The following is a 23,782-nucleotide window of genomic DNA, read 5'->3' as shown; positions in this document are numbered from 1 at the left end:
GTCTACAATGACTTCAGCATAAATATCGGCGTATTGGCAGGCAGATCCATGGCGCTCAGACTTCCGTTAATTCATCAGTATCCGCAAAATGGCGGGTTATTCTGCTCAATAATCAGCAGATTAACGTTATTTACCTTAACGAGTATAGCGCTACTTTAGATTTAGTGGTTCACCCTCTGGTAGCTTCAGCGTGGCAGCGAGTTAAAACAGTTTGCTGCCCCAACCGAGCTTTTTCCGCAGTACATTAAAATAGCTGTAACCGGCAGGGTGCACCAACGACAGCCTGTCGTTGCTTTTTCTGACCCGAATTTCGTCACCGGGCAGGGCCGGGAGGACAATATGGCTGTCGCAACTAACCTGTACGCTGTCTACATTGGCTTTGGAAACCCGCATGGAAATGGTGCTGTTAGCGTCAACCACAATGGGCCGGCTACTTAAGGTATGCGGAAACATGGGCACCAGCGTTAGTGCATCAAGGTGTGGCATTAAAATGGGGCCGCCACCAGATAAGGAATAGGCTGTGGAACCTGTGGGAGTTGCTACAATCAGCCCGTCTGAACGTTGACTAAACACAAACTGATCGTCAATAAACACTTCAAACTCGGTCATGTGGGCAACTTTGCCGTGGTGCAGCACCACTTCGTTAACCGCCGAGTTGTTACTTTTTAGCTGCTCGTGGCGATACACTTCTACTTCCAGCAGAAAGCGTTGCTCAACCATGGTTTCACCGTTATAGATAAGATCCATTTGCTGAACCACTTCATCCGGATGGATATCGGTAAGAAAACCCAGGTTACCGCGGTTAACGCCTACTACGTGAATATTAAAGCGGGAGAGTACGCGAGCAGCACCAAGCATATTGCCATCGCCGCCAACCACTACTGCAAGGTCGGCCTGCTTACCAATAGAGACAAGGTCGCAAACGGTGAAGTCATCGCCATCCATTTCCTGGGCGACGCTTTCTTCAACAAGAATGGTGCATTGTTTGGCGCGAAGATAATCCGCTAATGCATTGAGGCTTACATGGGCACCTTCGTGGGCCGCTTTACCGATTAATCCAACGGTGTTGTATGGCATGTTGTTCGTCTTCCCCACTTCCTGAGGCGACATTACCATAACCTTATGCGCAAAATAAAGCAGGAGGCGATATTAAGCATCTCCTGCTCATATGGCCGGGGTTTATCTGGCGGTCCAGCCACCGTCTAAAATCATGGTTTGGCCGGTAATGTTGCGGGCAGCACTGCTCATTAAAAAGGCCGCTGTTTCGCCCAGTTCTTCCAGACTGATGAATTGCTTTTTCGGCATTGGCTCAAGCATAATTTTATTCACCACTTCTTCTTCGCTGATGCCGTTTTCCTTAGCCTGTGAAGCGATCTGTTTTTCTACCAGAGGCGTTTTCACATAAGCCGGACACACCGTATTAATAGTGATGTTGGCGTCACCGGTCTCTAGCGCAATGGTTTTCGAAAAGCCCAGTAACCCGTGTTTTGCCGCGACATAAGCCGACTTGAACGGGGAGGCAACGACTGAATGAATAGAGCCAATATTAATAATCCGGCCGAAGTCTCTTTCGCGCATACCAGGCATAAACGCCTGAGTAAGTAACGCCGGGCCAACCAGCATAATATTGATCAGCATTTGCCACTTTTCTGGTGGGAAGTCTTCAATTTTAGACACGTGCTGAATACCGGCATTATTAACCAGAATATCGACTGGCGTATCTTTGAGTTTGGCGGGCAGGGCGCCTACCTGTTCTGCGTTGGTGACGTCAACTTCAACAGGGAGTGCCTTAATGTTTTTGTCGGCCAGTTTCTGACAAGCTTCAGCGGCGGCGTCGGCGTTGATGTCGGCTACCAGAATGGTGTGTCCCTGAGCGCCTAGAAATTCGGCAATACCATAACCAATACCACTGGCACCACCGGTAATAAAAATATTGTAAGATGACATAGAAAATAATCCTTAGCGTGTGGCTAGAAAATCAATAAAAGCATTTACCGCTTTAATTTGCGGCCCTTCACTGGTTGCGTAGGCGTCTGACGTATACCCCCACCAATCCCAACATCCCTGCGGATTCATTGGCATGATTAACGATTTTCGGGTTTGCGGGTAAATCACTACTAACTGGTTGTCATCGGCCCAACGGTTAAGACCGGTCTGTTCTATATAAGCCATATCAACGGCTTGGGCATACTGATTGCAACCATGGAAACTCACATGTACGCGGCAGGCTTCGCCATTACTGCATGATGCCGGGATATAAGCGTAACCTTTGTCGGCCAGCGTGCTGGCATCATCGCCGGCAATTTCCTGTTGATCAAAGGAAATTACTTCACCTTCTAATACGTCATCAGGGGTATTTAGTTCACCTAACAGCGCAGTGAGCAATTCGCCAGCGGCATCATACTCACATTTACCGATATAAGGCGAAGCGGAGTCCAGACAACTGCCACCGGCATCGACGGTGGGAAACACGTGAGAAAAGGGTTTGTCGTTAACATAGGTCAGCTGTTCAGCCGGTACCCACTGTTGGTACTGTTGATACAAGGCGTCGCTTACGGCTGAGTTGACCCGCGTATCGGCAGTACCGTGCAGCAACCATACTTTGTCGTCTTTTAAATTAGCCAGCGGTGGAATTTTACCGGACTCTTCCCAGCTTTTGGCCTGCGCACTCAGTGCCTTAACATCCAGCGGTGAATTCACTTTATCAACACACTGACCAAGGGCTACGGCAATATCGTTTTGTGCACAGTAATAGGGGCCTGATGCCAGCATTGCCGCACCGGTCACTTTATCGCTGTTGGCCAGATGAAACTGGGTGGCCATAAAGCCGCCAGAGGATAACCCTGACACGGTAATCGCGTCGGTATCAAGCTGTAAGCTGCTTTCCTGCTGAGCGATACTGCCTTGCGCGAAAGCGACAAGGCCGAAGCCCAAAGCCGTTTTTAAGGTTGTCTTCATTAATTAATGTCCCTGTTAATACTTTAAAAATGCTTCAATCGCATCGGCTTTTTGTTTGATGCTCACTACGCCATCGAAATGACCAAGACTGCCGCTGAGCTCTTCATAGCGACTGTCTTTACCCCGCTTTTGTAAAGCTTCGTGGGCTTTTTGCGCCATGTAAGGCATTAATAATAAATCATTTGAAGCCGGCAAGAATAAGGTTTTTGCTTTCACAGACTGCATGGTTTGCGCCAGTGAGTCGCCGTTGCCGGCAAGAAACAGCTGACAGGCGCGCACCAGATACAGTAAATGATTGGCATCCATTTTTTCCGCTCTTGAGCGGGCACGATTAGTTAACCAGGTAACAATACTGTGCGATTTGCGAATACTGCTCAATGGCCCGGTTTCCAGCGGGTGATAATTGAGCTTCTCACCTTGCTGATTAAAATACAGTGGGTGCAGCGCTTGTTGGGTAATTAACATCAGTGCAGCAGCAAGGCCATCTACAGGTGGTTCGCTGTCGTAATAGTTGCCGTCCTGCCAGTTCTTATCGAGTCGAATAGGAATGGCCCATTGCTCTAAAGCCGCTGTGGTCCAGGCGTCGCTGTCACCGGTGCCAATTACTGATATCATGCGTTGCACCCAGTCGGGGTAACTGGCTGCCCATTCAAGCGCCTGCATGGATCCCATGGATGGCCCGATAACCGCGTGCAGTTTGCTTATCCCCAAACTTTCTAGCACCGCTTTTTGCACATTAACAAAATCTTTAATGGTGACTACCGGAAAATCGAGGCCGTAAGGCTTCCCGGTGTCGGGGTTAATACTGGCCGGGCCGGTGGTGATCACATTAGGATCGTTGGCGTTGAGATTGGCGAGGCTATCCACGCTGATGACAAAATACTGGTCAGTATCGATGGCTTTGCCCGGGCCGATAATCGCATCCCAATAGCCCGGCGCTGCGTCATCGGGATGATATTTACCGGCAGCGTGGGAGTTGGCGGAGAAATAATGGGTGATCAGAATCACATTATCTTTGGCCTGATTAAGTTTGCCGTAGCTTTCCCAGCCTACTTGCAGCGACTTAATTGTTCGCCCGCCAACAGTTGTGTATGAAGGCATGCTAAAGCGTTCTTTGCTGGTGAGTAACACTTCTTCAGCTGCTGCAGTTACTGCTGGCAGGGCCAACAGTAGTGCGCAGCATAATAAGAATATCCGTGCCATGGTATCTCCTTAAAACAAACTAAACAGCGCGATAGCCATTGCTAAACCGATGAGCGGCACCACAACGGTTAACGCTGCCACAGAACCATAGGCGGCTTTGTGCGTTTCATGACAAATTGCCCGAATAGTGGTCACAACGTAACCATTATGCGGCAAAGAGTCCAGTGCGCCGGAGGAGATGGCGACAATACGGTGTAATTCTTCGGGTTCAACGCCGCGGTCGATATAGTGCTGACCGATTAATGGCAATACAATGGCCTGGCCACCCGAGGCAGAACCGGTTAAACCGGCAATGACACTCACCGCGACGGCGGCGCCGATAAGTTCGTTACCGGGCAGGTTGGCCATGACCTCTACCGTTGCCTGGAAAGCTTCAGTGTTTTTGGCGATAGATCCAAAGCCTACTACTGCTGCGGTATTACCAATAGCGACCAGTGCGCCGGTGGTACCGGTGTTAACGGCTTTAGAGAGGTCGTGGAAATACTGAAAGTTAATCAGCATCAGGGTTAAAACACCTCCGGAAAGTGCCACGATAAGAGCCAGCTGTGCCAGTGATTCGTGCAACCAGAAACTCAGTACCAGAACAACCAGTAAGGGAATAACCCCGGTTAACGGATGAGGGAGATCGCGCACGGGTACTTTGGGGTCAGAAGCCCGCTCCTCAAACTTTTCACCCTTGGCAATGGCTTTACCTATCATGCGCTTAAGCCACCAGTAGCCAAAGCATGCCATGAAGATGGCTACCACCAGACTGACTTCCCAACCAGCAAAAGGCGAAGTGCCCAGGTATTTAATCGGGATCCAGTTTTGAATTTCTGGTGAACCGGCCGAGGTCATGGTGAATGTCACCGATCCAAATGCCATGGTCGCCGGAATAAAGCGGCGCGGCAAATTGGCGTCTTTAAACAGGCTTAGTGCCATGGGGTAAACTGAAAAAGCGACCACAAACAAACTCACGCCGCCGTATGTTAAGATGGCACAGGCCAGTACCACCGCCACAACCGCGTGTTTGAAGCCCAGTTTTCCTACTATCCAGCGGGCTACAGAATCTGCCGCACCGGTATCTTCCATGAATTTGCCAAATATCGCCCCCAGTAAGAACATAAAAAACCAGGCAGAAATAAACCCTGCGAAACCACTCATATAAGTGGTGACGAAATTTGCATCGCCGGTAAACAGGGGAAGGCCACTTGTTAGTGCCACAATTAACGCACACACTGGCGCAGCAATGAATAAATTCATGCCGCGTATAGTGAGTACGATAAGCAGTCCCAGTCCACCAACCAGTCCGAGTAAACTCAACATAATGTTACTTTCCTTTGATTGAAATCTGTGACCGCAGACTCTTCATCAGTGCTGCAAAGTGTGGCTCGCATTAACAAATCTGCCCATAGTACGATGGTACTAGTTACGAAATAGTACGATGGTACTAGTTACGAAATTGTTAAAAATCTCTACAGTTAACTCGACCGCGTTCTTCAGAACGATTTTTTGATTTACTAAAACAAGGGACACCCTATGAAACACACATTCGGTAATAAAATAAATTTTAGCCGTACACTCTGCGCTACGGCGGTAACGCTGGCCTGCTTAGGATCACAAGCCGCTTTTGCACAGGATGCTGAAGACGGAATCGAAAAAGGTAAACTGGAGAAAATCGAAGTTACGGCGCGTAAAACGGTTGAGAGCCTGCAGGAAGTTCCGGTTGCTATCACCTCGCTGGGCGCTGTTGAACTTGGTAATAAAGGGATCAGTGTTTTAACAGAAGTGCAACAATTCTCGCCTAACACCACGCTGCAAACCAGCCGTGGTACCAACTCCACATTGACCGCCTTTATCCGTGGTCTGGGCCAGCAGGATCCGCTGTGGGGTTTTGAGCCAGGCGTTGGTATTTATATTGACGACGTTTATGTTGCCCGTCCTCAGGGTGCGGTGCTTGACTTACTTGACGTACAGCGTATTGAAGTTTTGCGTGGGCCACAGGGCACTCTGTATGGTAAAAACACCATCGGTGGTGCGGTAAAATATGTTACCAAAGATATGGTGGGTGACCCCACCTTCAATATCGAAGGGACAGTTGGTAACTATGGACGTAAAGACGTAAAAGTGACCGGTCAGTATCCACTTGTGGAAGATAAGGTTTATCTGGGCTTTGGTTATGCCAATCTGAATCGTGATGGCTATGGTGAATTCCTGCAAAGCGCGCTGGAAGGTCAGGACCGTGAAAACTACAACAAAGATCTGTGGGCTGCACGGTTAACTCTGGAAGCGCATATTACTGACGATTTATTTTTCCGTCTGGGCTGGGATAAAACCGAAGACTCTTCAAACTCCAAAGGGGGTTATCGCCTGTTGCCCAGTATCTTAACCGATGCGCCGGTACCGGATTCAGTTTATGATTCCTACACCAGTCTGCCGACCTGGAATAAAGTAGAGCTTGAGGGCTACAGCTGGTTGATGCGTTATGATGTGTCAGACAATCTGGAACTGAAATACATTGGTTCACATCGTGAAAGTTATTCACCAACCAACATTGATTTCGATAATACCGCGCTGGACATTTTAGATATGTCGGCCATTTTTGAAGATGAAAACGATACCCATGAATTACAAGCCAACTACCTGGGTGACAACTTTACCCTGGTAAGCGGTCTGTACTACTACGACGGTGAGTCCTGTGGTCAGTTTGATGCGGTATTCGGCTTCCTTGGCCGTGCAGCGTTTGGTGTACCTGGCCTGACCCGTGAAGTGTCTGGTTGTAACAACAGTGAAAGTGTTGCGGTATATGGTCAGTTAAACTACGACATCACCGATAAGCTGTCGGTGTCTGTTGGTGCCCGTTATACCGATGAGGAAAAGCAGGCCACGGTTTATAACGGTCTGGTATTTGCCAACGTTTACACAGAATCAGATTGGATCCCTGGATATGTTCGTCCGGAGGGGGAACTGGTTCCACAGGTACTGGGTTCAGACTCAGACGGTGATGGCGTGCTGGATGCTCCAGCTTCTGATAGCTGGTCGCGCTTTACACCGCGTGTAGGTGTGGAATATCAAATGTCCAGAGACACCATGTTCTTCGCCAGCTACTCGCAGGGGTTCAAGTCGGGTACCTTTAACCCACGTGCAACAACTAATGAACCGGGTGTAAGACCAGAAGTGGTCGATTCATTCGAAGTGGGTATGAAGAGTGACGTAACGGATAACTTCCGTGCCAACGTTACCTTGTTTGCCTATGACCACAGCGATCGCCAGTACATTGGTATTGAGCCAGGCGGAGATAGTGGGGCAGACCTGCAGCAGCGTTTACGTAATGCATCAGCGACGGCCGCAAAAGGTGCTGAAGTGGAGCTGACGTACGTTGCGACAGATAACCTGACGTTATCGGCCGCTTACGGTTATATCGATTTTGAGATCAAAGAAAACAATGCGGTTCCACCACTGATTGGGTTGGCCAGCACGCCGGAGAACACACTTAACCTGGCCGCTAATTATGCGCTGGATACCAGTGTCGGTTATTTCAACTTTAACGCTAACTATTACTACCGTGATGACTACCTGCTGTTTGAAACCAGCGACCTGATCGCTCAGGATGCTTACGGTATGGTGAATGTCAGCGTGAACTGGGAAAGCATTGAAGGTGACTGGTACGGCGGTATTCATGCGAAAAACCTCACCGATGAAGAATATCTGGTGGGCGGCTATGATTACGTTGAACGTAACGAAGACGGTAGCTATGGTCCTGGTACAGGGGGCGATACAACGCTTATCGGCTACTACGGTGACCCGATGACTATCCAGTTAACGGTTGGGTATCGCTTCTAATCTGGCAGAGCCCGATTAACAAAAATATGGAACCGGCCAGCTTTTGCTGGCCGTTTTGTTCTTAACATTATGATTCTGCGGTATACTTTATGAATAACGCTATGTTGAGTCAGGTAGAAGTTTTGGATACGCGTATTTTAATTGCTGATGACCATCCCTTATTTCGCGCTGCCATGCGTCAGGCGATGGTGGATATCGTGGGTGACAACATCACCGAAGTGGCATCATTTTCTGAAGCTTACAGCGCAATAGAGGCCGATGACTCACTGGAGTTGGTGTTTCTCGACTTAAATATGCCAGGCAACGAAGGCCTTACCGGTTTAACTACACTGCGCACTCAGTTTCCGGGCGTGCTGGTGGTTATAGTGTCGGCAGAAGAAGACCCGGTATTAATTCGCAAGGCTATTGATTTAGGCGCCAGTGGCTATATTCCGAAGTCCACCCCGCTGGCTGAAATTGCCGAAGCGGTTAACCATGTGCTCGATGGCGAGCAATGGCTACCGGAGAACATCAACGAAGCCATTGAAGCGCTGGAGAATCAGCAGGATAAAGCGTTTGCAGATAAACTGGCGCAATTAACGCCCCATCAGTTTAAGGTACTGCGGATGATGGCCGATGGGTTGTTAAACAAACAAATTGCCTATGAGCTGGAAATTTCTGAATCCACGGTTAAGCAGCATGCGTCGGCTGTGTTGCGTAAGCTTGAGGTGATCAACCGCACTCAGGCAGGGGTGTTGTTTAAACAAATGATGAACATGGAAGAATGAAGCCGGGTGTCACCGGCCGCCAACAGTTGCACGGCCAGTGACGGGGCACCCGATTACTGATTATCCAGCACTAGTACGCCGGCACCAGTATTGGAAATAGGCGCATGGTAATGTTTGTGCAACACCGCAGCGTCGTCTTTCAGCGCACCGCGCATCACCAGCCACATAATGGTTTCGATTCCTTCACTGCCAGCACGGCGAATTATTTCGGCATTACTGAACTGAGTCATCCACTCAGGCTCAGTGGCAATCTTATCCATGCATTCCAAATCGAATTCAACGTCGATAATCCCGGCACGCTCGCCCTGTAACTGATGGGACATGCCGCCAGTACCCAGAATAACTACCCGGGTATCTTCCGGATAAGACTCAAGGGCTTTGCCCAGCGCCCGGCCCAACTTTAAACATCGTGCTGCCGAGGGCACCGGATGCTGTACCGTATTCACTGCCAGCGGAATGGCTTTTACCGGCCAGTCTACGTGATCGCCGAACAACGCCCGGATAGGATTAACAAAACCGTGATCGACTTTCATTTCCTGGCAGGTACAAATGTCAAATTCCTGTTCAACCAGTGATTGCGCGATATGCCAGGACAGTTTCGCATCGCCGGTAAACGGTGCCGTTGGTTTTAATCCCCAACCTTCGTCGGCGTTCTCGTAGATGTCGGCACAACCTAAGGCAAAGGTTGGCATCTTATCTAAAAAGAAATTGAGGCCATGGTCGTTATAAACCACGATAACCAAATCAGGCTTAACTTCTTTTAACCAGTCTTTGGCTGGTTCATAGCCGTCGAAAAAACGTTTCCAGTAAGGCTCCTGAGTGAGCCCCTGTGAAATTGCATTGCCCACCGCGGGAATGTGTGAGCTGGTGATCCCGCCAATAATTTTAGCCATTCCAGTAGTCTCCTCGTTTCGCCAGTATGTCACTCAGCCCGTTGCCTTTATCGAGCAGACGTTGCTGGAATTCTTCGGTACTAATGCCCTGAAAGGCGGCGCCGGCGTCCTGCACCGACACGCCTCGGGGAATACACATTTTGGCCAGGAAATAGATATTGGCACCCAGGCGCAACAGGCCCAGAAAATCCTGCGTCAGTACGGCTTCTTTGTATTCGCCGGTGACGCCCATTTTGTCGCAATAGGCCGCCGGGTCGGCGTCAAATTCTGCCCGACAGGCTTCATCGTTAAAGGTATACAGCAATTTGTTGATTGCATAAGCGGGATGCGCCCGCTGACCATCGAACACGTAAGTGCCGGGAATGTCATCGTAGTCCTGTTTTTGCCAGTTCATATGAGCCCCTGATTAAGTTGATAATTGTATTTTATGTAGATATTCTGGCTTTATAAGGGTTAAATTAGTTATTTTATGGTTAATTTTGTAGATTGTAATAAAAATGTTGGGTAATCTGGAGTTTGTTGATCTTTACGGGGAAAAAGGCAGCTTCTGGCATCAGACCTTTTTATATTGTGAGCCGCTTACGCAGCGTAGCGAGCAACACGAATGGAAAATTCATCCCCATCGTCACCAGCACATCACGCAAATCTTTGTGCTCACTGAGGGCGGTGTGGATGTACAGTTTGATGACGAACATCACCGGATTACGGCGCCGGCATTGTTGTATATTCCGGATGGCGTAATGCATGGTTTTGACTGGCAGTCGCATTCTCAGGGCACGGTATTATCAGTAGCTTCGCCCATGCTGCGTCAGGTAGAGCAAAATATCGGAGAATCAGTCGAAGCGCTGGCTGGTGCCTTTGTGCTGGCCGTTAAAGATATCTATCTTTGTCCGTTACAGGCCATTTGCGGCGCAATACAGCAGGAAGCCAATGCCTCCTCGATGCATCAGGGGAGCATGCTTCAGGCCTTATTGCAGCAATTGCTCATTTTAATGCACCGTATGCAACCTGCCCGCACTGAAGAAGGGAGTCTGAGTAAACCGGAACGCAAACTAAGACAGTTTCAACACCTTATCCGCCTGCATTTCACTACTCAGCACAAAGTGGCCTGGTATGCCGCAAAAATTGGTGTAAGCCAGGCCCATCTCAACCAAATATGCCAACAGTATTTTCAGTCTAATGCGCTGGCGATGATCCATAATGTACTCATCAGCGAGGCAAAACGTTATCTGATTTTCAGCGATACGGCGGTAGCCGGCATTGCAGAGCGACTGGGATTTAACGAACCGGGTTATTTCAATAAGTTCTTTAAGCGGCATACGGAGCTAAGCCCCGCAGCCTATCGTCGCCAGAGTCAGGGTTAGAGATCCAGAATGAGGCGCGGCGTTTTAGCCCGGGAGCAGCACACGGCAACCCGGTCCATTTGTGCCTTTTCCTTATCGTTCAGAAACACGTCTTTGTGATCGGCCTCGCCACCGAGTAGCGGGGTGATACAGGTGCCACAAACCCCTTCTTCACAAGAGACAGGCACAAAGAAGCCGTTGTCTTCGAGTGCTTCCAACATGGACTCATCCTTAGCAACACTAACTATCTGCCCGGTGCTGGCAATTTCCAGTTCAAAGCTGCCGTCATTGGAATGATCAATGGGCTCTGCGGTAAAGAATTCACGATGTAATCGTGCAGAGTCGATACCTTGCCGGGCCGACAGACTAAGAAAGTCGTTAATAAAACCATTCGGGCCGCAAACAAAAATATCGCTGTCGGCCGGGGCTGCTTTGAGCAGCGCATCAATATTCAGGCGGACCCCCTGAGTCGCTTTATCGTGAACATGAACGTTTGCCAGCAAAGTGTATTGGTCACTGAGCAAATTATCAGACCCGTTGGCGACAGCATAGTACAGGCTAAATGGTCTGTTGCCAGCCAGGCACGCTTCAATCATGGGGATAAACGGCGTGATCCCGATACCCGCAGCCAGAAACAGGCAGGGGTTTTCTCCTTCCGTCAGTGGAAAGTGATTACGCGGTTCACTGATGGTCAGTTCCGCACCGCATTGCAGTGACTCATGAATATAGCGGGAGCCGCCTTTACCCTGTTCTTCCAATTGCACGGCAATCTGATAATGCTGGGCATCGAGTGCACCACACAGAGAATACTGGCGAATCATATCTCCTGGCAAAAATACATCGATATGGGCGCCGGGTGCCCAATCTGGCAGCGGCTCACCGGTGCTTGAGGTCAGCGTGAGCTTGCAGACTCGAGGAGTAAGACTCTCTTTGCCCGAAACAATAACCTGTAACATATTATGACTCTCCGTTGCTTGCAGCAGATTTTTCTTTTTTCATGGTCCGCTCAATCAACCGTCGAGCCTGCACGCCTCCTGCATCAATATCGAGTTTGAGGATCTGACGGTCAGGAAAACGGTCAAGGTTTTGTTGCTGACGCTCAAGGATTTCAAGGTCTTCAGCAAATATTTTACCCTGGCCTTCCCGGATGGTAGCGGTTAATGCGTCATCATTCGCTTTGAAATTTCTTGCCATACCCCAGAAATACCACATTGTGCCGTCGGTCTCTGGTGTAATAAAGTCAACCACGACACTGTTAGCCTTCTGATCGGCGGGTGCGTCGTACCCGCCCTTACCGGCCAGAGCCACACCTACTTCAATCATAACGTGACTGGGTAAATCGAACCGACAGATCTGCCAGCGATCGACGGGTTGGTCGGTGGGTAGTCCGTTGGCACTGAGGCCATTTTGCCAGAATGGAGGCGGCAGGATATTTTCCATAAACCGGCTGGTGACCACCTGGCCATTTTCCATAGTGGTTTTTACCGGGGTTTCATCGATTTCTTTCTGGCCAATAGAGCTGGCATGCACATAGGTTTCGTGGGTCAGATCCATTAGGTTATCAATCATCAGGCGGTAATCGCATTTTATGTAGTAAATACCCCCACCATAAGCCCAATTTGGATCCAATGCCCAGTTGAGTTCAGGGATTAAACCTTCATCCGCCGCGTCTTTATCGCCCGGCCACACCCAGATAAAACCATAGCGCTCAACCACCGGTACCGGCTTAATACAAGGAAAGTTTTCAACCCGTTGGCTGGGCATACTGCGGGTTTTACCGTCAGCGCCCATCTGCAGGCCATGATAACCGCAAACCAGGTTGTCTCCTTCTACATAGCCCAGTGATAACGGGGCACCACGATGAGGGCAAAAATCTTCAACTGCCTGAATTTGTTGTTTGCTGTCGCGGAAAAAAGCAATCTGAATATTGCATACAGTACGGCCAAGTGGTTGGGTTGCGTTAATCTCGTCACTGGTGGCTGCGACGTACCAAGCATTGCGAATAAAATGACTCATAAGTAGCATTCCTTTTTCAAATAATCTTGTATATTGGATCCAATGTTAGCAATGTTAATAGAATGTTTCTAGCTTTTTGTAAATTTTGGATCCAAAAATGGACATTGTCAGACTAATGGGCCTTAATTTTTGCCCGTTTAATAATAATTGGATCCAATTAAGAATTTACTTAAGTGCTTGTTTACAACCTCGTTACTGCGCAAAATAGAAGGGGGGCCTGGTTAGACAAGATGAATAGCCGTTCAGGAAAATTGAAAATGAAGAAAGATAAACACGCCGTACTCAGCATATTACGGAATAAAATCCTCTCTGGCGCGCTGAATCAGGGCGATAGACTGGCTGAAATACCCACCGCAGATATGTTGGGGGTATCTCGAACACCGGTTCGCATTGCTTTTCGTGCCCTTGAACAGGAGGGGTTATTAACGAAGTTGCCCCGGCGTGGTTATCAGGTTAGGAAAGTGACTAACGAGGAAATTGCCGGTTCTGTAGAAGTGCGTGGCGTGCTGGAAGGCTTAGCGGTGCGACAGATCGTTGAGAAGGGGGGGGGCAGTGCAATTATTGCCGAGCTCAGATTGTGTCTGCATGAGGGTGACACCTTGTTTGCCGAGCGCACGTTTGATGAAGAAAAGATCCAGACCTATGTAGAGATAAACCGACGGTTCCACGAGTGCCTGGTAAAAGGCAGTCAGAACAATGCGATTGTGATGGCTTTGCAGATTAATGAGCACCTTCCTATGGCATCGGTAAATGCGCTGGTGTTTAACCCTGAGCAACCTGAGCGCGAATATGAACGGCTCTATTATGCTCATCAGCAACATCACGCCATCGTGCAGGCCATTGCTGCGGGGCAGGGAGCACGTGCTGAGGCTCTGATGAAAGAGCACGCACAGGCCGCCCTGAACAGTTATGAACAAATAGCTGCCAGTGGTCTGTCAAAAACTATCCGTACTGAATAATCAGCGTTAGCCACTGGTCAGTTTATGTTGTTTCAGCATACGTTTGAGTGCCGCGGGTTTTAACGGTTTGGGTAAATACAGCAATCCTGCCTCACGTGCTTCATCACGCACGCCATCATGGCGGTTAGCGGTATTAAGAATACCGGGTACCGAACGTTGCCAGTGTTTACGCAACTGACAGGCCACGTTGATGCCTGTCTCGCCGTGATCCAGATGATAATCAACCAACATCAGGTCGGGGATTGTTTCACAAGACAGGGCCTCGGCTACCGTTTTCGCAACCATCACCTTAGCGCCCCAGTCTGACAGCAATGCTTCCATCGCGGAGCTTATTTGCTCGTCATTTTCGATAATCAGAATGCACTGCTTATCGAGTAAATTTATCTGCTCCGACCGCTTATCAGGTGCGGTGTCCGGTTGGCGCTGTAAGGTTTCACGAGACCGCTCCACACGAATACTGAATGCGGTGCCTTTGTTTGGTTGTGAGGCAACACTCACCGGGTGAACCAGTAGCTGACTGATCCGCTCCACAATGGTCAGGCCCAGTCCGAGCCCCTGGTTATGCTGTTGATCAAGCTGATGAAATTCGTTAAAAATATCCTGTAACTGGTTTTCCGGAATGCCGGGGCCGGTATCCATTACCGCAATCTCGATAAAATTCCCCGCACGATGGCGAACCCCAATTAACACCCTGCCGCTTTGCGTGTAGCGCACCGCATTAGATAACAAATTCTGAATAATCCGGCGTAACAGCTTGGGATCAGAATAAACGTTGACACTGGTGGGAACATAGCTGAGTTGCAGCGACTTTTGTTCGCCAATGATGCTGAATTCGTTAACCAGACCGGCAAGCACATCATCAAGGGCAAAGTGGGTTTTCTGTACGGTCAGGCGGCCAGACTCCAGACGTGTCATATCCAGCAGGGACGTTAGCAAGGATTCTGCACTGTTAAGCGAATGTAGCAGGCCTTCACTCATCGTGTGTAACTCAGTACCAGAGGTTTTTTGCACCAGCATTGAGGCAAACAGCGTGGCGGCGTTAAACGGCTGCATCAGGTCATGCCCGGCGGCAGCCAAAAATTTTGTTTTACTTAAATTGGCCTGGTCGGCTTCCTGCTTGGCAACTTCAAGCTGTTTGGTGCGATGGGCCACGCGGGCTTCCAGTTCGGTTTTGGCCTGTTCCAGTTGATCCTGAATTTTAATATAGGCAGTAATATCACTGTAAGTGGTGACATAGCCGCCGCCCGGTAAAGGGCTGCCGTTAAGTTCAATTACCCGGCCATCGGCCTGTTTACGCACATATTTATATTCGCTGCCCGCGGCCATGTATTGCACCCGCTTATCAATTTCTTCCTGCATATTGCCCACTTCGCCGAGCAGGCCGCGCCGTGCGTTGTATTGCAACAGGTCTTTAATCGGCATACCTACCTGAACCACACCTGCGGGGTAGTTAAACATATCCAGGTAACTGTCATTCCAGGCCAGCATGTTGAGGTTCTGGTCGAGCACCACTATGCCTTGTTGAATATGCTGTACCGACGACATCAGTACTTCATGATTAAACTGAAAGCTTTGTGAAGCTTCCTCCACCCAATGCACCAGGTTTGAGAAACCGCGCCCCTGCGAATCGGCTATAGCGGTTAACAGCAGCCGCGCACTGGGATGGCCAATTTGCCCGGCCATCAGTTTTTCCACCCGGGTTAATAGGCCCTGACTGGCATAGCCCTGGCGACTGTTACCAGTGTCGTTGCCGCTAAGTTGTCTGGCCAGCGTGGCGTGTGCACCGGGCTCCAGCACCCGCTCAGTTAACGATAATAAATCACTTACCGGGATGGCCAGTTCTGGTTCTTCTGCGCGACTAACAGGCAGTGGGGGGTCTGTTTCATTGTGGGCTTTTGCGGTTGGTAACAGCGCTGCAACCAACACATAAACCATGCAATTAATCACCAGACTCAGTACATAGCTGGTGGCCAGATCGTGATCGCTGGGAATGGGATTAAAATAATAGCTGGAGAGCAGGCTGGGGTAGAGCATCCATACCACCCAGCCAATAAAACCGGCCAGCATGCCACTGATAGCGGCGGTTTTACTGCGCTTTTGCCAGTACAGGCTAAACATCATGGCAGGCAGCATCTGCGATAGCAGCGCCATGGCAATGATACCGCTTTTCACTAGCGGTGCGCTTTGGCTGATATTTACGTGGTACCAGAAAGCCACAGACAACACCACCAGTACGGTGAGCCGGCGAATATTCAATAACTGGCTGGCCTCCATGGTATGCCGTGCCTGCTTTTTGAGTTTGAACTTAAACCACAGCGGCGTGATCAGGTTATTGGCAATCATAATCCCCAGCGCCAGTGTCGCCACAATGATCATGCTGGTGGTCGCCGACAATCCGCCCAAAAAGGCGATAACCGATACGGTGAGGTTTTGCTCATGCAGCGGGATCGCCAGTACCAGCGAGTCTGACTGAGCGGTAGTTGGGTCGAGCAGTACACTGCCTGCCAGCGCGATGGGTAGCAGGAAAATCGTCATGCCTAAAAGATACAGAGGAAACAGCCAGCGGGCTGTTTTTAACTCGCCGGTGCCATTATTCTCAACAAAGTTCATATGAAACTGGCGGGGCAACACGAACATGGCACAAATGCCAAGCAAAATATGACTAACATAAACTACCCAGCTTTTGTCAGCGTATAAAATGTCGCGCCCGGGCTGGTATTGAGCGGCCTGGGCAACCAGGTCGAATAATCCGTCGAACAAGCCGTAGCACACATAAATGCCCACCACAGACAAACCAATAAGCTTAATCATCGACTCAGCGGCGATAGTGACTAACAGGCCAGGATGTTTCTCGGTGAGGCTGAGAGTTTGGGTTCCGAATAAAATAGCAAACAGCGCCATTAATGCTGCCACGTATAAACCTACCGTGCCTGAGCCGCTGTCTGCATCGGCAGTGAGCAGATTAATACTTTCGGTAATGGCGTCGAGTTGCAGAGCGATGTAAGGCACAACGCCAACAAAACAAAGCAGGGTAATGAGTGCCGCCAGGCTATGCGAGCGGTCGTAACGCAGACTGATAAAGTCAGCCAGCGAGCTGACGCTGTTTTGCTGACAAATACGGGTAATTTTAATTAACACCGGAAAGGCAAACAGCATCACCAGCGCTATGCCAACATAAGTTGGAAACACCGGCCAGCCATAATGAGTTGTTTGGGTTGTCGTGCCAAAGAATGCCCAGGAGGTGCAATGAACCCCGAGTCCTAAACTATACAGGACAGGGTGCTGCTTATTTTTATCAATTTTTTTGTCACCCCAAAATGCCAGCGCGAACAAACCTGCCAGATAAAGCAGGACGATAGCGCTCACACTCCAAATGTTTAGCATGATGAATAGCCCTTATTTGCTGCGCAATTAAATTAGCACAATTCCTGTCCATGTTGATATTTTGTAAACATTTTTTATCAGTTAAAGACCTCTTATTAAGGGTAAATAACAGCCATCGACCGGAAGCGGGTAAAGAAAATTGCGGCAAACCATAAAAAAATTGTGGATACCCTTGAAGGGCGTCAAACCACCCCCATAAATAGCCTCAATGTGAAAAACGACCCAATTTAACTTGTGGAGGAAAGCATGAGCGAGCCGCGCGACGTGCAATCAGAACAAAATGAAACCGTAGATCCCCAAACCGACGCCCAGGCAGTTGATGCTGAGCAGGTGGAAGTGGTAGAGGGCGAAACTCCCGAAGAAGCCCTGGCTGGTGAAGTTGTTGACGAAACGGCAGAAAAAATTGCCAGCCTGGAAAAAGCGCTGGCGGCGGCAGAAGCCAAAGTGGCTGAGCAGCAAGATAGCGTTTTGCGAGCTCGTGCAGAAGCCGATAATGCCCGCCGTCGTGCCGACGGTGAAGTAGAAAAAGCCCGCAAATTCGCGCTGGAGCGTTTTGCCGGTGAACTGCTGCCGGTTATTGATAATCTCGAGCGTGGTCTGCAAATGGCAGATACCGAAAACGAAGCTATCAAGCCGATGGTTGAAGGGGTTGAAATGACCCTAAAATCTTTCGTTAGCACAATTGAAAAATTTGGAATGGCCCCTATTGATCCGCAAGGCGAGGCGTTCAATCCAGAACTGCATCAGGCTATGTCGATGCAGGAAAGCGCTGACCATGAACCGAACACGGTTATGGCAGTGATGCAAAAAGGCTACGAATTAAACGGACGTTTGCTGCGTCCGGCCATGGTAATGGTTTCGCGTGCACCAAGTAGCGGTGTGGATACGCAGGCTTAACAGATATTTTTTAATGACAGGTATTGAAATTGGTGGTGAATAACCCCACTAATTTTGCAAGATTACAGAATTATACGGAGACACGTAATGGGTAGAATCATTGGTATCGACTTAGGTACAACGAATTCATGTGTCGCAGTTTTAGACGGCGACAAACCGCGAGTAATTGAGAACGCGGAAGGTGACCGCACCACGCCATCAATTATCGCTTACACTAACGACGGTGAGACCCTGGTTGGTCAGTCTGCGAAACGTCAGGCTGTGACAAACCCGGAAAATACATTATTCGCTATCAAGCGTTTAATTGGTCGTCGTTTTGAAGACAAAGAAGTACAACGCGACATCGATATCATGCCTTTCAAAATTGCTAAGGCTGACAACGGTGATGCGTGGGTAGAAGTGAAAGGCGACAAAATGGCGCCGCCACAGGTTTCTGCCGAAGTACTGAAGAAAATGAAAAAGACCGCCGAAGACTATCTGGGCGAGAAAGTAACCGGTGCGGTAATTACAGTACCAGCTTACTTTAATGACTCTCAGCGTCAGGCAACTAAAGATGCTGGTCGCATCGCTGGCCTGGAAGTTAAGCGTATTATCAACGAGCCAACTGCTGCAGCACTTGCCTACGGCATGGACAAAAAGCAAGGCGATAACGTTGTTGCGGTTTACGACTTAGGTGGTGGTACTTTCGATATCTCTATCATCGAAATCGATGAAGTAGACGGCGAGCACACCTTTGAAGTACTGGCGACTAACGGTGACACGCACTTAGGTGGTGAAGACTTCGATAACCGTGTAATTACTTACCTGGTAGACGAGTTCCACAAGGATCAGGGCATCAACCTGCGTAAAGACCCGCTGGCGATGCAACGCTTAAAAGAAGCGGGTGAGAAAGCGAAAATCGAACTGTCTTCTTCACAGCAAACGGAAGTAAACCTGCCGTACATCACAGCAGATGCCTCAGGTCCTAAGCACTTAGCCATTAAACTGACCCGTGCCAAGCTTGAGTCACTGGTAGAAGATATGGTGAAAGAGTCACTTGAGCCGGTTAAGAAGGCGCTGGCTGATGCCGACCTTTCAGTAAGCGATGTTAACGACATCATCCTGGTAGGTGGTCAAACCCGTATGCCTTTGGTACAGAAGTACGTAACAGAGTTCTTCGGAAAAGAGCCACGTAAAGATGTTAACCCTGATGAAGCGGTAGCAGTAGGTGCTGCGATTCAGGGTGGTGTACTGTCTGGTGATGTTAAAGACGTACTGCTACTGGACGTTACCCCGCTTTCACTGGGTATCGAGACCATGGGCGGCGTAATGACAGCGCTGATTGAGAAGAACACGACGATTCCGACTAAGAAATCGCAAACCTTCTCAACCGCAGAAGATAACCAGTCTGCAGTAACGGTTCACGTGCTACAGGGTGAGCGTAAACAGGCACAGGGCAACAAGTCACTGGGTCAGTTTAACTTAGAAGGTATTCGCCCGGCGGCGCGGGGTGTGCCGCAAATCGAAGTTACTTTCGATATCGATGCCGATGGTATCCTGCACGTATCTGCGAAAGATAAAGATACCGGTAAAGAACAGAAGATCACCATTCAGGCGTCTTCTGGTCTGAACGAAGACGAAATCGAAAAAATGGTTGCCGACGCGGAAGCGAACAAAGAAGCCGATAAGAAGTTCGAAGAACTGATTCAGGCTCGCAACCAGGCTGACGGTATGATCCACGCTACCCGTAAGCAACTTGAAGAAGTTGGTGAAGCTCTGAGTGCCGACGATAAGGCGCCTATCGAAGAAGCCCTGAGCGCGCTGGAAACAGCAGCGAAAGGCGAAGATAAAGCGGAAATCGAAGCGAAAACTCAGGAGCTTATCCAGGCATCATCGAAGCTGATGGAAGCGGCTCAGGCACAGCAGGCAGCGGCTGGCAGTGCTGAAGGCGCGGATGCTGGTGCAAGCCAGGGCAAGCCTGACGATGACGTTGTTGACGCTGAGTTTGAAGAAGTCAAAGACGACGATAAAAAGTAAGTAACACGAAATACCGGCGGTCTGCCGCCGGTTAGCGTTACCATCAGGCGCAGCAGCACACAGCTTGTTGCGCCTTTTTATGTAATACCCATTCCACAAACTATGTTGAAGGCCGCCATGGCCAACAGTTATCTTAAAGCACATGGTTGCTGAAATGGGTATAGTAACAATTAAGTAAATGGGCAATGCACACTGCGTTGCTGTTAACGGGTAGGAATAGCGAGCGATATGTCGAAACGAGATTACTACGAAGTGCTTGGCGTGGACAAAAGTGCCGGCGAGCGCGAGATAAAAAAAGCATACAAAAAACTGGCTATGAAGTACCACCCTGACCGTACTCAGGGCAACAAGGAACTTGAAGAAAAGTTCAAGGAAATTCAGGAAGCCTATGAAGTACTGACCGACGGCCAGAAACGCGCCGCTTACGACCAGTATGGTCACGCTGGCGTTGATCCGAACCGCGGTGGCGCAGGCTTTGGTGGTGGCGCTGATTTCGGTGATATTTTTGGCGATGTATTTGGCGATATCTTCGGCGGTGGCCGTGGTCGTCAGTCACGTGCACGTCAGGGTGCAGACTTACGCTACAACCTGGAAATGTCTCTGGAAGAAGCCGTACGCGGTAAAGAAGTCGAAATTCGCGTACCTACTTTAGTCGCCTGTGACTCTTGTCATGGCTCCGGTGCGAAGAAAGGCACCAGCCCTAAAACCTGCCCAACCTGTCATGGTCAGGGGCAGGTACAGATGCGCCAGGGTTTCTTTGCGGTTCAGCAAACCTGTCCTACCTGTTCAGGTCGCGGCAAGATTATCAGCGATCCATGTAATGAGTGTCATGGTCAGGGCCGTAAAGAACAAACCAAAACCTTGTCGGTTAAAGTGCCGGCAGGCGTGGATACCGGCGATCGTATCCGCTTAAGCGGTGAAGGCGAAGCCGGTGAAAGCGGCGCGCCAGCAGGCGACTTATATGTTCAGGTACACGTGCGCGATCACGATATCTTTACCCGTGATGGTAATAACCTGTACTGCGAAGTACCACTAAGCTTTACCACAGCGGCGCTGGGCGGCGAGCTACAGGTACCAACGCTGGACGGTAAAGTGAAGCTGAAAGTCAGTCCTGAGACGCAAACCGGCAGAATGTTCCGCCTGCGTGGCAAAGGCGTGAAGTCGGTACGCAGTGGCGCGATTGGTGACTTGCTGTGTAAGGTAGTGGTGGAAACCCCGGTGAATCTGTCATCCAAGCAGAAAGAATTGCTTAAGGAGTTGGACGAATCAATGGGCAAGGGCACAGATGCTGCCAAGCACCGTCCCAAAGAGCAGGGCTTCTTTGACGGCGTTAAAAAGTTCTTCGATGACCTGACTAATTAGTCATCCGGCTTTTAAAATTAAACATTTAACGGATCAACCCTTGTTGATCCGTTTTTGTTTGTCCAGTATAAAAAACAGTAATAACAATTACGCTTACCAAGGCGATCCTTTAATAACCGGAGACCAGGAAATGAAATCAGTAAAGGTATTTACAGTGGGACTAATGGCTGCAGGCATGTTAACAGCGGCTAATGCAGCAACCGTTGCAAAGTCAGAAAAACAGGCAGAAGCAGCAGTGGAGTATCGTCAGTCACTGTTTCAACTGGTAAAGAGCAACGCATCACCTATGTTTGGTATGGCTAAAGGCGCATTACCCTTCGATACCGAGGTAATGCAAACTAATGCCACGCGTCTGGAGCAGCTGGCCGATATGATGGCTGACTATCTGCTGGTAGATACCACCGGTTTTGACGTGGATACCGAAGCCAAACCAGCTCTGTTTAGCAATGAGTCAGACGTTATAGCTAAGATTGCTAAATTTAAAGAAGCTGCCACCGGCATCAAAAAAGCGGCAATGTCAGGTGATGAAGGCAGCTATGGCAAGGCGATAGGCGCACTGGGCGGTGGCTGTAAGTCATGCCACGATGATTACAAAGAGTAATATAAGCTCATCTACGTGCTATTCAGGAAGCCGGCATCAGCCGGCTTTTTTGTTTTCCAGCAGTAAAGAGTCCGTGCCTGAGTATGAATCTGCCTATTCAGTTTGAATAGCTGAGCTGCGGGTTACAAGATACTGAGGCTCATTGATTTGCGAACCAGAGTGGAAATTTAGATAAATCGATACTTTAGTTTAATATTTATGATTGATAGTATTCTGCAAAGATTCGAAATTTAGTGTGGCCGGCCGTTTTATAACGTCTATATTTGTTGTAATTCAGGGATAGTTTTCTAAGCTTAGTATCGGGCTCGATTATTAGCGGCTGAATAGTAACCGTAAATTTTAGCAGGACGCATCAGACACCTCATGTTGGAAAAGGTATCCGAACTCGATTTTTTCACTATTGCAGAGCAGGCAGTTTCTAAGTCTGAGTGCTCAGGCGTTGGCGTGTTTACGCTGAATGAGCAGGGCGAACCGGCAAACCTCCTATTCTTAATGAATAACGGTGAAACCGTTGATGTCACAGATTTTGAACTGTTGTTTAAACAGTTCGACCGTCGTAGTCATGGGTCACAAAAGGTTGATAAGTTTTGGGTCAACGGCAGTAATCTGCTCGCTAACGTTGAGGGCGTAGCGAAAGTGCTGCTGCTCGAAGATACGAGTGCGGCGGGAGGCCTGGTTTTCTTATTGGATAAACAAGGCGGGTCTGCCACGCAGGCTGAGCTGGCTATGGAGCTGGCTGTTGAACGGCTGAAGCTAGCCCTTGAGCGGGCGCACACCTATAAATGTCCGGTTATCAGCACTAATACGCAGCTTAATCAAAAACTTGAACTCCTCAATGAAATTGGTTCCATTTCCAAAACTGGTGGCTGGGAAATCGATTTAGCCAGTGGCGTAATTACCTGGACCGATGAAATGTTCCGGATTTACGGTTTACCTAATGGCTCGCCGGTCTCTATTTCGACGGCCATGGCCTACTTTCCGCCGGAAACCAAAAAAGCCTTCATGGCATCGTTTGATAAGGTGGTAAGCGAAGGAAAGGAATATTGCCATGAGGGCTTTCTACGCCGCGCCGATGGTAAGGTACTGCGCATTAAAGCCACCGGTAAGCCGCGCTACACCGGGAAAAAGGTCACTCAGGTTTTTGGCGCGCTGGAGGACATCACCGAACAGTACCGGCTACTGGAAACAGAATACAATTATGCGGCCTACCTTACCGCTATCCTCGACAACTTAAACGACGTGGTAGTCACTATCGATACCAGCGGCACTATCATTACCGCAAATAAAACAATGTCGACAATCTTTGGTTATGAACCTGAGGAAATAATGGGTCAGGATGTCAGCATTCTGATGCCTGATCCGTATGCCAAATATCACAGCGAGTTTCTTAAGCATTACCTGGAAACCGGCCGTGCAAAAATCATTGGTGTGGGACGGGAGCTGCCCGGGTTACATAAATCCGGCCGGGTGTTTCCCATCGAGCTTTCCCTGTCAGAAGTGGTACAAGACGGGCAGCGCCAGTTTATCGGTATTGTCAAAGATATTACCGAGCGCAAGAAGG

The 23,782-nt window shown here is 49.3% G+C and carries 18 protein-coding genes and 1 pseudogene; 9 read left to right on the top strand and 10 right to left on the bottom strand.

The genetic code is table 11. From position 1 onward, the window contains the following. Positions 1 to 201: 201 nt before the first annotated feature. From nadK to D9T21_RS15335, 5 genes are all read right to left on the bottom strand, one after another. The gene (nadK, locus tag D9T21_RS15355) at positions 202 to 1,077 is read right to left on the bottom strand and encodes an NAD(+) kinase (protein WP_105934445.1); all 876 of its coding nucleotides are present in this window, start codon (positions 1,075 to 1,077) and stop codon (positions 202 to 204) included. A 102-nt stretch (positions 1,078 to 1,179) separates the two neighbouring features. Next, positions 1,180 to 1,947, bottom strand: a complete 768-nt coding sequence (locus D9T21_RS15350) for a 3-hydroxybutyrate dehydrogenase (RefSeq protein WP_105934446.1) — start codon at positions 1,945 to 1,947, stop codon at positions 1,180 to 1,182. A 12-nt stretch (positions 1,948 to 1,959) separates the two neighbouring features. Continuing rightward, positions 1,960 to 2,958: an extracellular catalytic domain type 2 short-chain-length polyhydroxyalkanoate depolymerase gene (locus D9T21_RS15345; RefSeq protein WP_105934447.1), complete on the bottom strand. Its 999-nt coding sequence runs from the start codon at positions 2,956 to 2,958 to the stop codon at positions 1,960 to 1,962. A gap of 15 nt (positions 2,959 to 2,973) precedes the next feature. Continuing rightward, complete coding sequence (locus tag D9T21_RS15340) at positions 2,974 to 4,161, bottom strand: E22 family MetX-like putative esterase (RefSeq protein WP_105934448.1); 1,188 nt, start codon at positions 4,159 to 4,161, stop codon at positions 2,974 to 2,976. Between the two features lie 9 nt (positions 4,162 to 4,170). Then, on the bottom strand, positions 4,171 to 5,466 hold the full coding sequence (locus D9T21_RS15335; protein ID WP_105934449.1) for a GntP family permease: 1,296 nt from the start codon (positions 5,464 to 5,466) through the stop codon (positions 4,171 to 4,173). 213 nt (positions 5,467 to 5,679) lie between these two features. Between D9T21_RS15335 and D9T21_RS15330 the strand changes: the two genes are divergently transcribed. Next, on the top strand, positions 5,680 to 7,983 hold the full coding sequence (locus D9T21_RS15330; protein WP_123325801.1) for a TonB-dependent receptor: 2,304 nt from the start codon (positions 5,680 to 5,682) through the stop codon (positions 7,981 to 7,983). Positions 7,984 to 8,105: 122 nt separating this feature from the next. Continuing rightward, positions 8,106 to 8,750 (top strand): response regulator transcription factor, encoded by a 645-nt coding sequence (locus D9T21_RS15325; protein ID WP_105934525.1) that lies wholly within the window; start codon positions 8,106 to 8,108, stop codon positions 8,748 to 8,750. Between the two features lie 53 nt (positions 8,751 to 8,803). On the opposite strand, the gene D9T21_RS15320 is transcribed toward D9T21_RS15325, so the two are convergent. Both D9T21_RS15320 and D9T21_RS15315 read right to left on the bottom strand, forming a co-directional pair. Then, complete coding sequence (locus D9T21_RS15320; RefSeq protein ID WP_105934451.1) at positions 8,804 to 9,643, bottom strand: class III extradiol dioxygenase family protein; 840 nt, start codon at positions 9,641 to 9,643, stop codon at positions 8,804 to 8,806. After that, a complete protein-coding gene (locus D9T21_RS15315) occupies positions 9,636 to 10,037 on the bottom strand; it encodes a protocatechuate 3,4-dioxygenase (protein WP_105934452.1) in 402 nt (133 codons plus the stop codon). The genes D9T21_RS15320 and D9T21_RS15315 overlap by 8 nt, the downstream gene beginning before the upstream one ends. A gap of 103 nt (positions 10,038 to 10,140) precedes the next feature. Between D9T21_RS15315 and D9T21_RS15310 the strand changes: the two genes are divergently transcribed. Next, positions 10,141 to 11,007, top strand: coding sequence for a helix-turn-helix domain-containing protein (locus D9T21_RS15310; RefSeq protein ID WP_105934453.1), 867 nt, complete (start codon positions 10,141 to 10,143; stop codon positions 11,005 to 11,007). Here D9T21_RS15310 and D9T21_RS15305 read toward each other — a convergent pair. Together D9T21_RS15305 and D9T21_RS15300 are read right to left on the bottom strand one after the other, a co-directional pair. After that, on the bottom strand, positions 11,004 to 11,942 hold the full coding sequence (locus D9T21_RS15305; RefSeq protein ID WP_105934454.1) for a PDR/VanB family oxidoreductase: 939 nt from the start codon (positions 11,940 to 11,942) through the stop codon (positions 11,004 to 11,006). The two genes, D9T21_RS15310 and D9T21_RS15305, sit on opposite strands and share 4 nt — an antisense overlap. A gap of 1 nt (position 11,943) precedes the next feature. Then, positions 11,944 to 13,002 (bottom strand): aromatic ring-hydroxylating dioxygenase subunit alpha, encoded by a 1,059-nt coding sequence (locus tag D9T21_RS15300; RefSeq protein ID WP_105934455.1) that lies wholly within the window; start codon positions 13,000 to 13,002, stop codon positions 11,944 to 11,946. Positions 13,003 to 13,259: 257 nt separating this feature from the next. Here D9T21_RS15300 and D9T21_RS15295 point away from each other — a divergent pair, with 257 nt between their 5' ends. Further along, complete coding sequence (locus D9T21_RS15295) at positions 13,260 to 13,961, top strand: GntR family transcriptional regulator (protein ID WP_105934456.1); 702 nt, start codon at positions 13,260 to 13,262, stop codon at positions 13,959 to 13,961. Between the two features lie 6 nt (positions 13,962 to 13,967). On the opposite strand, the gene D9T21_RS15290 is transcribed toward D9T21_RS15295, so the two are convergent. Then, entirely contained in the window at positions 13,968 to 17,345 is a 3,378-nt protein-coding gene (locus tag D9T21_RS15290; RefSeq protein WP_123325800.1) for a PAS domain-containing hybrid sensor histidine kinase/response regulator, read from the bottom strand. Between the two features lie 246 nt (positions 17,346 to 17,591). On the opposite strand from D9T21_RS15290, the gene grpE reads away from it, so the two are divergent. From grpE to D9T21_RS23290, 5 genes and pseudogenes are all read left to right on the top strand, one after another. Then, positions 17,592 to 18,242 (top strand): nucleotide exchange factor GrpE, encoded by a 651-nt coding sequence (gene grpE / locus D9T21_RS15285; RefSeq protein ID WP_123325799.1) that lies wholly within the window; start codon positions 17,592 to 17,594, stop codon positions 18,240 to 18,242. An 87-nt stretch (positions 18,243 to 18,329) separates the two neighbouring features. Continuing rightward, a complete protein-coding gene (dnaK, locus tag D9T21_RS15280; protein WP_123325798.1) occupies positions 18,330 to 20,258 on the top strand; it encodes a molecular chaperone DnaK in 1,929 nt (642 codons plus the stop codon). A gap of 228 nt (positions 20,259 to 20,486) precedes the next feature. Beyond that, a complete protein-coding gene (gene dnaJ, locus D9T21_RS15275) occupies positions 20,487 to 21,620 on the top strand; it encodes a molecular chaperone DnaJ (RefSeq protein WP_105934460.1) in 1,134 nt (377 codons plus the stop codon). 130 nt (positions 21,621 to 21,750) lie between these two features. Further along, positions 21,751 to 22,221 carry a c-type cytochrome gene (locus tag D9T21_RS15270; RefSeq protein ID WP_123325850.1) on the top strand — a complete coding sequence of 157 codons (471 nt, stop codon included), beginning with the start codon at positions 21,751 to 21,753 and terminating at the stop codon, positions 22,219 to 22,221. Positions 22,222 to 22,584: 363 nt separating this feature from the next. Then, a pseudogene (locus D9T21_RS23290) lies at positions 22,585 to 23,781 on the top strand (PAS domain-containing protein); the annotation flags it as partial. Between the last annotated feature and the right edge of the window lies 1 nt (position 23,782).

The organism is Marisediminitalea oceani (assembly GCF_003731635.1).
GTDB lineage: Bacteria > Pseudomonadota > Gammaproteobacteria > Enterobacterales > Alteromonadaceae > Alteromonas > Alteromonas oceani.
Note: the sequence above shows the minus strand (reverse complement) of the source record. Positions and strands in the feature narration are given on the sequence as shown.

Bases quoted from the DNA above. Each gene is read 5' to 3' on its own strand.
- nadK (WP_105934445.1), bottom strand. From the start codon at position 1,077: ATGCCATACAACACCGTTGGATTAATCGGTAAAGCGGCCCACGAAGGT.
- D9T21_RS15350 (WP_105934446.1), bottom strand. From the start codon at position 1,947: ATGTCATCTTACAATATTTTTATTACCGGTGGTGCCAGTGGTATTGGT.
- D9T21_RS15345 (WP_105934447.1), bottom strand. From the start codon at position 2,958: ATGAAGACAACCTTAAAAACGGCTTTGGGCTTCGGCCTTGTCGCTTTC.
- D9T21_RS15340 (WP_105934448.1), bottom strand. From the start codon at position 4,161: ATGGCACGGATATTCTTATTATGCTGCGCACTACTGTTGGCCCTGCCA.
- D9T21_RS15335 (WP_105934449.1), bottom strand. From the start codon at position 5,466: ATGTTGAGTTTACTCGGACTGGTTGGTGGACTGGGACTGCTTATCGTA.
- D9T21_RS15330 (WP_123325801.1), top strand. From the start codon at position 5,680: ATGAAACACACATTCGGTAATAAAATAAATTTTAGCCGTACACTCTGC.
- D9T21_RS15320 (WP_105934451.1), bottom strand. From the start codon at position 9,643: ATGGCTAAAATTATTGGCGGGATCACCAGCTCACACATTCCCGCGGTG.
- D9T21_RS15315 (WP_105934452.1), bottom strand. From the start codon at position 10,037: ATGAACTGGCAAAAACAGGACTACGATGACATTCCCGGCACTTACGTG.
- D9T21_RS15310 (WP_105934453.1), top strand. From the start codon at position 10,141: ATGTTGGGTAATCTGGAGTTTGTTGATCTTTACGGGGAAAAAGGCAGC.
- D9T21_RS15305 (WP_105934454.1), bottom strand. From the start codon at position 11,942: ATGTTACAGGTTATTGTTTCGGGCAAAGAGAGTCTTACTCCTCGAGTC.
- D9T21_RS15300 (WP_105934455.1), bottom strand. From the start codon at position 13,002: ATGAGTCATTTTATTCGCAATGCTTGGTACGTCGCAGCCACCAGTGAC.
- D9T21_RS15295 (WP_105934456.1), top strand. From the start codon at position 13,260: ATGAAGAAAGATAAACACGCCGTACTCAGCATATTACGGAATAAAATC.
- D9T21_RS15290 (WP_123325800.1), bottom strand. From the start codon at position 17,345: ATGCTAAACATTTGGAGTGTGAGCGCTATCGTCCTGCTTTATCTGGCA.
- grpE (WP_123325799.1), top strand. From the start codon at position 17,592: ATGAGCGAGCCGCGCGACGTGCAATCAGAACAAAATGAAACCGTAGAT.
- dnaK (WP_123325798.1), top strand. From the start codon at position 18,330: ATGGGTAGAATCATTGGTATCGACTTAGGTACAACGAATTCATGTGTC.
- dnaJ (WP_105934460.1), top strand. From the start codon at position 20,487: ATGTCGAAACGAGATTACTACGAAGTGCTTGGCGTGGACAAAAGTGCC.
- D9T21_RS15270 (WP_123325850.1), top strand. From the start codon at position 21,751: ATGAAATCAGTAAAGGTATTTACAGTGGGACTAATGGCTGCAGGCATG.